This window comes from Haloarcula halophila, assembly GCF_029278565.1.
Lineage (GTDB): Archaea > Halobacteriota > Halobacteria > Halobacteriales > Haloarculaceae > Haloarcula > Haloarcula halophila.
This window is the reverse complement of sequence record NZ_CP119559.1, coordinates 525,392-534,654: the sequence shown is the minus strand read 5'-3', so window position 1 is coordinate 534,654 and position 9,263 is coordinate 525,392. Positions and strand designations below refer to the sequence as shown.

The following is a 9,263-nucleotide window of genomic DNA, read 5'->3' as shown; positions in this document are numbered from 1 at the left end:
AAAAAAGTCCGGTGTCGGGAAGACAGGGGGTTACTCCGCCGCTTCGTCGTCGTCGGTCGTCTCGGCGGTCTCCTCGTCCGGCTGCTCGGTGGGAGGTTCGTCCGCTGCAGGCGTCTCACTACTGCCCCCGCCGAGCAGCGGGACCGAGCGCCCGCGCAGCAATCTGCGGAGCCCGAGCGCTGGCACCACGGCGACGGCGAGCCACGGGAGCGCCCCGGCGATGGTCACGAGCGAGGCCTGTGCGAAGACGATCACGTCGTTGACCGAGCCCACGAAGACGGCGACGAGTGACTGCTCGTGGTACTGGGTCCGGATCTGGTCGATCCCCGGTTCGGGCTCTTGGAGTTCGATCCTGACAGTCGAATACGCGACCCGTTGCTCTAACGACTGCTTTTGGGCTTCCAGCCGCTCGATCTGTCGTTGGACATCGGAGAGTTCCTCCTCGATTCGCAGGAGTTCCTCCGTGCTGTTGGCCTGATCGTAGAACTCCCGGAGCCGGTCCCGCCGGCTCCGGAGGTTCTCCAGTCGCGCCTCCAGGTCGACCAACTGGTCGGTGACGTCCTCCGTCGACGTCTCTTCCGAGAGAACCGTCCCCTGATCGGCCGCCAGGGCCTGGGTATCCTCGTAGGTGTCACTGGGGACGCGGACGACGATGTGGCCGGTCAGCCACGTCTCGTTGCCGCTGCGGTGGAGTCGCTGATCCGAGCCACTGACGTAGCCACCGCGCTCCCGGACCCGGTCGGCGATCGTCGAGCGTGCAGTCGAGAAGTTGTCGACTTCGACCACCATCGAACCGGTCTTGATGATCGCCCGCTGCGTGGGATCGGGGACGCTCCCGTCGCCAGCGCCGCCGGCACCGCTGCTTCCGTCACCGCCGTCGCCGGCATCGCTCGACGCGTCGCCCGCGGCGTCGCTCTGTGCTCCGCTCGCGGCCTGCTGGTTGGCACTCAACTCCGCGCTCTCACCGCCGTCGCCACCGCCGGCCTGTGGCCCGACGCCGGTACAGCCCGCCAGGAGGAGGCAGGCCGCCACCGCCAGGATCGCTGCTCTGTTGGACATCACGACTTACGCTGTTCGCCAACAGGGGTTAATAACAACGTAGGCTCAAAACGGATTTTCTGTGAAAGAACGGCTGTAGCTATCCCCAGTCCGTCCGTCGGTCGGCCAGCGCCGGGAACTCATCGCGGACCCGCTCGACCCGGTCCGGGTCGAGGTCCGCGGTCACGAGCGCGGGTTCGTCCGCGGAACTCGCGAGCACCGTCCCCCACGGGTCGTACACCGTCGATCGGCCCAGTAGTTCGGCGTCGTCGAAGGCTCCGACACCGTTGGCGGCGGCCACGTACAGTTGGTTCTCGACGGCTCTGGTCTGTCCGAACAGCTCCCAGTGCTCGACCCGGGGATACGGCCAGGCGCTCGGGACACAGACCAGGGTCGCCCCCTCGTCGACGAGTCGGCGGTACAGCCCCGGGAACCGCAGATCGTAGCAGGTGGTCATCCCGATCGTGAACCCGCCGAACTCGACGGTATCGACCCGTTCGCCGGGCTCTAACAGCGAGGATTCGGCCGAATCGTACCCGAAGAGGTGGTGTTTCCGGTAGGTCCCGCGCCGGTCACCCTCCCGCCCGAGAAACACCGAGGTGTTCGCCAGCCCCGAGGACTGTGGCACCTCGATGCCGTCAGCGGCGCTGGCGGCGAGGTCCTCGACGATACTGCCGGCCAGCACCGCCGTATCGGTGTCCCGTGCCGCGTCGGCGAGTCGGCCGATTGTCTCGCCCGCGACGCTCTCTGCGTGGCGTGCGTACAGATCGAACGCGAAGTAGCCGACGGTGAACAGCTCCGGGAGGACGACCAGATCGGTGCCGTCCGAGCCCGCACGCCGGATCGCCTCGATGGCACTGTCGACGTTGTGCTCGACGGCGCCGGCCTCGATCTCCAGTTGGGCCAGTGCGATCCTCATACTTCCATTCCGAGGTCCTCGCGCAGTGCCGTTTCTAGGTTGTCGATCTCGTCGCCGAGGTTCCGTTTGAAGAAGCGTTCGACGCCGGGAAACCGACCGTCGACGACGAAACGGTTGTGTAGCGCCGTCCCGCCGTCCTCGGTCGCCTCCAGTTCGTGTTCGCCCTGGACGCGCATCACCTTCGACTTCCCGACGAACCGGACGTACTCCGGCGGTCGTCGCTCGACGTCCTCCGTGTCGACCGTGACGGTCCTGTTGATGACGGGGATCGGAAGCCGCAGGAACCACGTCGAGGTCCCGTCACCGCGGTCTTCCCAGTCGGTAACGACGCTGATCGAACGGGCACGTTTCTCCGGGTCGGCGATAAACTCCCAGACGCGTTCGGGGGGCGCCGACACTCTGATGGTCTGCTCGACCCGGACGGTCATATAGGGACTCCGAACTACTCCCGAATGAATCCACCGACTAACTGGTGGTCACGCGCCAGGTCGTCGACCGGGCGCGGCCCCACTTCTCGATGTCGACTTCGTCGGCCTCTTCCGCGAGCCGCGGCAGTCGTGCACCGACCTGTTTGGCGGAGAGACCGATCGACTCAGCGATGTTCTTGGCGCGGAAGTAACTCTCACCCCGCGAGACGCTGTCCCGGAGATGCTCGAGGATGCGTCGGTCCTCTTCGCTGAAATCGGTCATATCCGAACTACGTGACGGATCGATTTAACGATTCCTTTCTCCGTATCGTCTGCGAGAACAGCTGTCGTCGGCTCGGTCGTCAGCCGTCGAAGACGTGGACGGCGACGATAGCGAGCCCGGCGGCGAGCATGGCGACACCGAAGGCGACGCCACTGGAGACCTGGAGCCCCGTCGCTTCGAGCCCCTGCGCGGTTCGTGTGGCGTACGTGTACCCGTTGACTGTCGTCAGCAACGCTGCACCGACCGCGACGAGCCCGAAGACGAGTCCGAGCCCGAGTCCCATGTCGGTCTCTGCGTCCGTTGAAGCCATACCGGAGCATTCGCCGTCGGCCACTTAGTTCATTCGGGCCGGCCACAGGACATATGTCGACCGCCACGAGAGGAGTGGACGATGAGACGGACACGTGCGGTCGCGGTCGTCGGTGTCGGGTTGGCCGTGTTGTTGGCAACTGGGGTATACATCGGCGTCCTCGGCGCACCTTCCTTCACAGCCGTCGAGAACCGATTTACGGGGGTTTCCGAGGAGACGACGACCATCGGGACGGAGCTGGTGATAGAGAACCCGAACCCGATCGGTGTCCGACTGGGCGGGGCGTCGGTCGACTACTCGGTCCGGATGAACGGTGTCCCGATCGCCGCGGGCGGACGTGAGGGGTTGCAACTCGGTACGGGCCGGTCGACGCTCGCGTTTACCACGGAGATGGACAACGGGCAGGTCCCCGCGTGGTGGTACACGCACGTCGAGAACGGTGAACGGACCCAGGTCGAGATCGACGGCGAAGTCCGGTCCTCGACCCTGGGTCGATCGCTGTCGGTCACACAGGGGGATTCTATCGAGACCGACATCATCGGGCAGTTCAACAGCACAGAGACCCGGCCAGTCGACGCGAACGTACCGTTGGTCTCCGATCCAGTCCTCTATATCAACGAGACGCGTGGCACCTGGGACCGACCCAACCTGACCCGCCAGCAGTCGCCGATGGACCTCGCATTCACCGTCCACAACCCCAAGTCGCTCCCCTACACCGTCTCGCGGATCGGCTACACCGTCTCGATGAACGACGTCGAGGTCGGGTCCGGCGAGACGACCGCCAATTACGTCATTCGCCCCGGCGAGACCGAGACCATCGACGCTCGGGCCGCTATCGAGAACGAGAACTTAGACGAGTGGTGGGTCACCCATCTCCAGCGCAACCAGCAGACACAGCTACGGATCGACTTCTCTCTGGTTCTGGAGGCCAGGGGAACCCAGATCCGGATTCCGCTGGACCCGGTCGACTACGAGAAGTCGATCGAGACTGATATCTTCGGGAACAAAGCCGAGTATCCGACCGGAGGCGGATCGAGTCAGGGAGATATCGGCGATCAGGAACCGAGGACGGCGACGCCGACCGGGACCCCGGACGACGGCGTCCTCGATACCGAAACTGTGACGAGTACCGACAGCGGGAGCGGACTACTCGGGGGTAACGAGACAGTCACGCCGATACCTGGCGATTCGACGACCGACGACGGTATTCTCGCTATTTAAGTCCCGTCGGCGAACCGTTCGTCCGGTACCCTATGGTCACCCGACGAGCGACGCGTCTCGTGAGTTAGCTATCGACGAAAATCTACTGCGCGGAGTTAGTAGTTCTCACAGGGTGTCATAGAACGGGTCATACACCGGAACATCCGACTGTTTGAATCGGTCAGTCTCGGTAAATCACTGAACAAACCACGTACCAAGGACCGGGCGACTGAGCAGTTCAACGGAGCCGCAGGTCGCCGCCTTACTCGCTATAGTCGGATTCGTTGGTGGTCGTCGATTTGACTGGGAAGATCCGCGTGTCAGGTGCGTTGAGTGGGCTGTCCGAGCCGGTGAGCCACGCGGTGAGGTAGACGACGCAGGCTGCGATGACAGCAATGGGGACTTGGAGAGTGAAAACGCCAAAAATGAGTACGACGACGATCGTTGCGCGAGTGAATGCCTGCCGGTTGGCGTCTCCGTAGTACGCGAACGATGCGACGACGAAGGACGTAAACGCGACACCCGTACCGAGGAGATTAGGAGTGTCCACAGGGAGCGCAGTCTACATAGGCGTTCCTGCGGAGTGACCCACGTCTATAGTAACAATTGAAACGATGTACACACCGATTGCACTGCTATCGTGCGATCGGATGTGCATTGATTTTCAATGGTTACGATAGTTCAGTCGGGATCGGCCGAACGGAACGTCGTACGAATCGCCCGCTGATATTCTTTCTCTACAGTCGATTACTAATAGCGCCGAGGACTCCGCCGATAACTACGCCTCCAATCCAGGCACCGAGAGGGGCGCTCAACCGAGTATCGAGTAACAGCGCCACCGTAGCGAAACACAGGCTGCATACGACCATACCGACGAGAATACGCTGATAGACCCCGTATGCGCTCCCCTTGGCGTGGGTCTCGGATGCTGGTTCAGCAGTACTGGAGTTCGCCGATACGGTTGTCGGTTGTGTGGATAACGACGTTTTCGTCCTTGCCGTACCGTCGTCGGCCTCTGGTACTGTTCTCTCTGTCTGTCCAGTGTTTTCCACGGGTTCGTCCGATCCAGTCTGCTCAAGTACCACATACTGGATGACGTGGTCTCGCCCCTCCGGTTCGATATACGTGTCCCGTGACTCGTGATTGGCCGCGTCGACTCGGATTCCGAATCGCTCGATGGTTCGGTCAAAGATGAACCGGACGTATCCGGTTCCAGGCACTCTCTTCGTCTCACACTCGGTCTGTTTCGACACCGTAACCATGGCATCGGATGGGACAGCGACCGTTCCGTCGGATCGAACTCTCAGATGCAACATCCGTTTTCCGTCCGGACACCCGAGACTGTACTTGTCGATCGCAGCTTCGAGATCGCTGGCTAACTCAGTTATATAGCTCTCCGATACTCGGTAACAGGCCCGGTTATGGCTGATCACGTTGTCGCCGAGGTCCTGTGACTTCGCTTCGAGCACCGCGATAACATTGCCCCGATCGTTCCACTCGACGGCCGAAACGGGTCGCCGAGCGACACAGACCTGTGGGTCCGCTTCCGGATGGGGAAGCATGTCTGCCTCACCGATGTTCCCGTTCATGTTGTCGTTGTCCGGGTGCATCAACGCGTGACAGTGGTGACACAGCCCGACGAGATTGTCGAGGTGATTGGAACCACCGTCGGAGAGAAACTCCAGATGGTGTAACTCGAACCTGTCTACGTCCCCTTTGTAATCGTCACAGCGTGCACATCGGTAGTTTTGAAACGCGAAAACCGCCTCTCTTCGGGCGTCCCAATCGGGCGGATACCGGCCGTCGCCGTACGCCGAACTCGCCTCTCCGTAGTTCGAAGGGTCGTCCCATCGTCTGTTTATCTCGTGCTGGAAATAGAGCGAACGCTTTCCCGCCATAGGTACGGATTCCGACAGCTGACGGGACGGGCCTTTATTTTATTATAGCTTCGGAATAAAATACAACGGTATCAATGGTGGAAAGTCACTCGATCGTGGTGTGTTCGGACTCCTCGTTGAGCGCGAGGTTCGTCGCGATTTCGGCGTTTCGGACGGCGTACTCGGCGGTCTGTCGGAGGCTGACCAGCACCTCTCGTATCTGGAGCAGGGACTCGTTGTCCATCTCCGGGAGATCGTCGAGGATCTCGTGTTCCCGGTCGCCGATCTTGGCGTACTCCTCACGGACCTTGATCGCCGTGTCGTAGTCCCGTTCGACGGCGGCCTGGACCGCGAGTTCACTGATCTCGTTGACTTTGTCGGTGAACTCCCGGATGCGCCGCATCGTCGAGGACTCGACGTTCAGCGAGTGGTCGGTCGCCTCCAGTGCGATCTCCGCGATGTCTTCGGCGTTGTCGGCGGTCAACTCCAGGTTCTTGGCGATCGAGCGGTAGCCGATCAGCGGGAACCCGTCGTCGAGACCGATCGCCCGGGCGAGGTTGGGGTTCTGGTAGGCCGTGAAGATGAGACGAAGCAGGAGGACGAAGATCTTGTTGGCCTGGCGCTCGCGGTTCAGCGCCCGCTGGGCGAGGTCGGGGTTCCCGTGGGCCAGGGATTTGATCGCCTCGTTACGCATCGTCGACCCGGTCGACTCCAGCCGTTCCAGCAGATTGTTCAGCGTGAAATCCTCGGGGTCGACGGAACACCGGATCGCGATCCGTTCGGGCGTCTCCTCGATGACGCCAAGGCCCATCAACTGCGTCTCGGCGTTGTAGACGGCGTTGATGTGTGCCGAATCGAGTGTGCCCCCCTCCGGGGCTTCGACGTGGATGATCCGTCGGCCGAGTACGTACTGTGCGACGATGGCTCGCTCGACCGCATCGGCGTTGAGATCCGCGGCGTGGATCGTCGCCTGCGATTCTTCCGATTGGACCGACTCGGGCAGGACCGTCAGCGTGCCCTTGCCACCCATCCGTAGCGACACCTCGTCGCCCTTCTCGACGTTGTGTTTCGACGCCCATTCCGCGGGAAGCGTCATCGCGAGCGTCGATGGCCCCAGACGTTGGACTTTCCGCGTTTCCATATACCCTTTGTTGACTGCCGCCAACCTTAATCTTGACTATACACCCACTTATCTCGATATCAATATACAAACACGCAAGTCGAGACAGCGAGACCTATACGTTCGTCAGGCGACGACCTCGACGAGTCGCTGTTGGTACCGACCGACACGGACGCGGAGCCACCCGGTAAGCGACTCGTCGAGGTCTGAGTCGCCGGTGTCGACCCTGAGACGTCCGATCTCGTCTAACTTCCGGCTCGACGCGACGACCTGGATGCTCGACCGGCGTATCACCGCCGGGGAGAGCTGTTGGTTCCCGCGACCGAAGACGAACCCCTGGCCGCCGATCGGCGAGACGACGATGACGTTTTCCTCACCCAGCGCGTCCAGAATCTCCTGTTCGCTGGCGTCCGCGGCCACCACCTCGCCGTCACGCCAGACGTCGACGCCCAGCGCCGTCCCGTCGAAGCCCAGCCGCGATTTGATCTCACCGACGGTACTGCCCGGGCCGAGCACGTAGGTGACGCCCGGCTCGGCCTCCTCGGCGACGGCCGAGGCCAGTGTCTCGATCGATCCGCCGCCCCGTTGCTTGGCCGACTGGCGCTGGTCGGCGACCGGGACCGTCGCAACTGCCCGCAGTTCGGTCACCACCTCGCCGCCGCGGAAGGCGTCCTCGTCGATGTCGTTGACCTCGGCACGCTCGGTGGCGGCGAACGTCGCGACGATGTGTCCGGCCGCTCGGGGCGTCACTCCGAACACGGAGGAGTAGACCTTCACTCCCGCCGGCACGCCGAGCATCGGTGTCTCGGAACCAGCGCCGTCGATCGCAGTCGCCACGTCGACGGCGGTCCCGTCGCCCCCGACGAACAGCACCACGTCGACACCGGTATCGACGAAGGCCCGAACGGCACTCCGCGTGTCCTCGCCGGTCGTCGCGTCCGGATCTGCGGGTTCGCCGACGACGGTCGGGTCGAACCCGGCCTCGCGGGCCACCGTCTCTCCCATCGGGTCCCCGTAGGTCAGCAGGTCCACGGCGGCGTCCGTGTCGTCGACCGCTTCGAGTGCTTCGCGTGCCCGGTCGGGCGCGCGCGGTTCGGCCCCGCGGCGCTGTGCCTCCGCGACTTTCCCGTCCGTCCCCTTGAGTCCGACGCGGCCGCCCATCCCGGCGATCGGGTTGACCACGACACCGATCCGTCGCATCGTGTCCCGGTATGAGGCCCCGCGGCAAAAGGCGACCGGGAGCGTGTGATTCAAGCCATCGGGCCTGGTTGGTCCAGCTATGCTCCCAGTGTTGGCAAGCGGCGTACAAGCGGGGATAATCAACGGCGCCGGCGCGGTCGTCACCGTCGGTGGACTGCTGTTGACTGCCTTCTGGCTCCAGTACCTCTATCGGTAGCTCCGACGGGCCTTACTGGTCGACGCGCTCGCGGAGCCACGCTGCGGCTTCCTCGACGGCCGTCTCGTCGGTCCCCTTGAACCGGATCGTCACGTTCTCGCCGGGGTAGCTCCCGACGCCGACCGTGGGGAACTGTTCGCGGACGCCTGCGAGCCGATCGAGGAGCGCACTCTCCGGTTCGCTGGTCTCGACGGCGACCACGTGTTCGGGATCGCCGCTGAACTCCTCGGCGACCTCCTCGAACATCCGCTTCATCTCCGCCGGCACGCCGGGGAGGACGTAACATCGCTCGACGACACAACCCGGGGCGACGCCCTCGTGGTTCGGCAGGACCCGCGCACCCTCGGGGACCTCACCGGTCCCGTCGGTCAGATCGTCGCGGGTGTAGCCGCCGTGTTCCGCGAGCCAGGTCAGGGCCTCCTCGCTCTCGACGACCTCCTGGCCGAACGCCGCGGCGACCCCCTCGATGGTCACGTCGTCGTGGGTCGGGCCTAGCCCGCCGGTGACGACGACCGCGTCGTAGTCAGCGTGGTACTCGTTGACGACTCGGGCGATATCTGCGGTCCTGTCGGGAACGACCGTCGCCCGCTCGACGGTGACACCCCGCTGTGCGAGTTGCTGTCCGAGCCAGGCGGCGTTCGTGTTGACCGTGTCTCCGGCCAGCAGTTCGTCCCCGACGGTGACCACGGCGACGCGCATACCTCCCGGTACGA

General features: G+C 63.5%; 10 protein-coding genes. 1 reads left to right on the top strand and 9 read right to left on the bottom strand.

Translation table 11 applies throughout. The features are described from left to right. Positions 1-30: 30 nt before the first annotated feature. The 5 genes from P0204_RS02840 to P0204_RS02820 form a co-directional block, all read right to left on the bottom strand. Positions 31-1,059, bottom strand: a complete 1,029-nt coding sequence (locus P0204_RS02840) for a DUF4349 domain-containing protein (RefSeq protein ID WP_276221487.1) — start codon at positions 1,057-1,059, stop codon at positions 31-33. Between the two features lie 79 nt (positions 1,060-1,138). Then, entirely contained in the window at positions 1,139-1,957 is an 819-nt protein-coding gene (locus tag P0204_RS02835; RefSeq protein ID WP_276221485.1) for a carbon-nitrogen family hydrolase, read from the bottom strand. Further along, positions 1,954-2,385: an SRPBCC family protein gene (locus P0204_RS02830; RefSeq protein ID WP_276221484.1), complete on the bottom strand. Its 432-nt coding sequence runs from the start codon at positions 2,383-2,385 to the stop codon at positions 1,954-1,956. Before P0204_RS02830 ends, P0204_RS02835 begins: the two co-directional genes overlap by 4 nt. A gap of 37 nt (positions 2,386-2,422) precedes the next feature. Next, complete coding sequence (locus P0204_RS02825) at positions 2,423-2,647, bottom strand: DUF7123 family protein (RefSeq protein WP_276221482.1); 225 nt, start codon at positions 2,645-2,647, stop codon at positions 2,423-2,425. A gap of 79 nt (positions 2,648-2,726) precedes the next feature. After that, positions 2,727-2,957: a DUF7525 family protein gene (locus P0204_RS02820; RefSeq protein ID WP_276221480.1), complete on the bottom strand. Its 231-nt coding sequence runs from the start codon at positions 2,955-2,957 to the stop codon at positions 2,727-2,729. Positions 2,958-3,038: 81 nt separating this feature from the next. Between P0204_RS02820 and P0204_RS02815 the strand changes: the two genes are divergently transcribed. Then, the gene (locus P0204_RS02815) at positions 3,039-4,178 is read left to right on the top strand and encodes an LEA/WHy family protein (RefSeq protein ID WP_276221478.1); all 1,140 of its coding nucleotides are present in this window, start codon (positions 3,039-3,041) and stop codon (positions 4,176-4,178) included. A 716-nt stretch (positions 4,179-4,894) separates the two neighbouring features. On the opposite strand, the gene P0204_RS02810 is transcribed toward P0204_RS02815, so the two are convergent. From P0204_RS02810 to P0204_RS02795, 4 genes are all read right to left on the bottom strand, one after another. Beyond that, positions 4,895-6,055 (bottom strand): HNH endonuclease, encoded by a 1,161-nt coding sequence (locus P0204_RS02810; protein ID WP_276221477.1) that lies wholly within the window; start codon positions 6,053-6,055, stop codon positions 4,895-4,897. A gap of 85 nt (positions 6,056-6,140) precedes the next feature. After that, positions 6,141-7,175 (bottom strand): phosphate uptake regulator PhoU, encoded by a 1,035-nt coding sequence (locus tag P0204_RS02805; RefSeq protein ID WP_276221475.1) that lies wholly within the window; start codon positions 7,173-7,175, stop codon positions 6,141-6,143. Between the two features lie 105 nt (positions 7,176-7,280). Beyond that, positions 7,281-8,354, bottom strand: coding sequence for an ATP-NAD kinase family protein (locus P0204_RS02800; protein WP_276221473.1), 1,074 nt, complete (start codon positions 8,352-8,354; stop codon positions 7,281-7,283). Positions 8,355-8,562: 208 nt separating this feature from the next. Beyond that, on the bottom strand, positions 8,563-9,249 hold the full coding sequence (locus P0204_RS02795; protein WP_276221471.1) for a competence/damage-inducible protein A: 687 nt from the start codon (positions 9,247-9,249) through the stop codon (positions 8,563-8,565). Between the last annotated feature and the right edge of the window lie 14 nt (positions 9,250-9,263).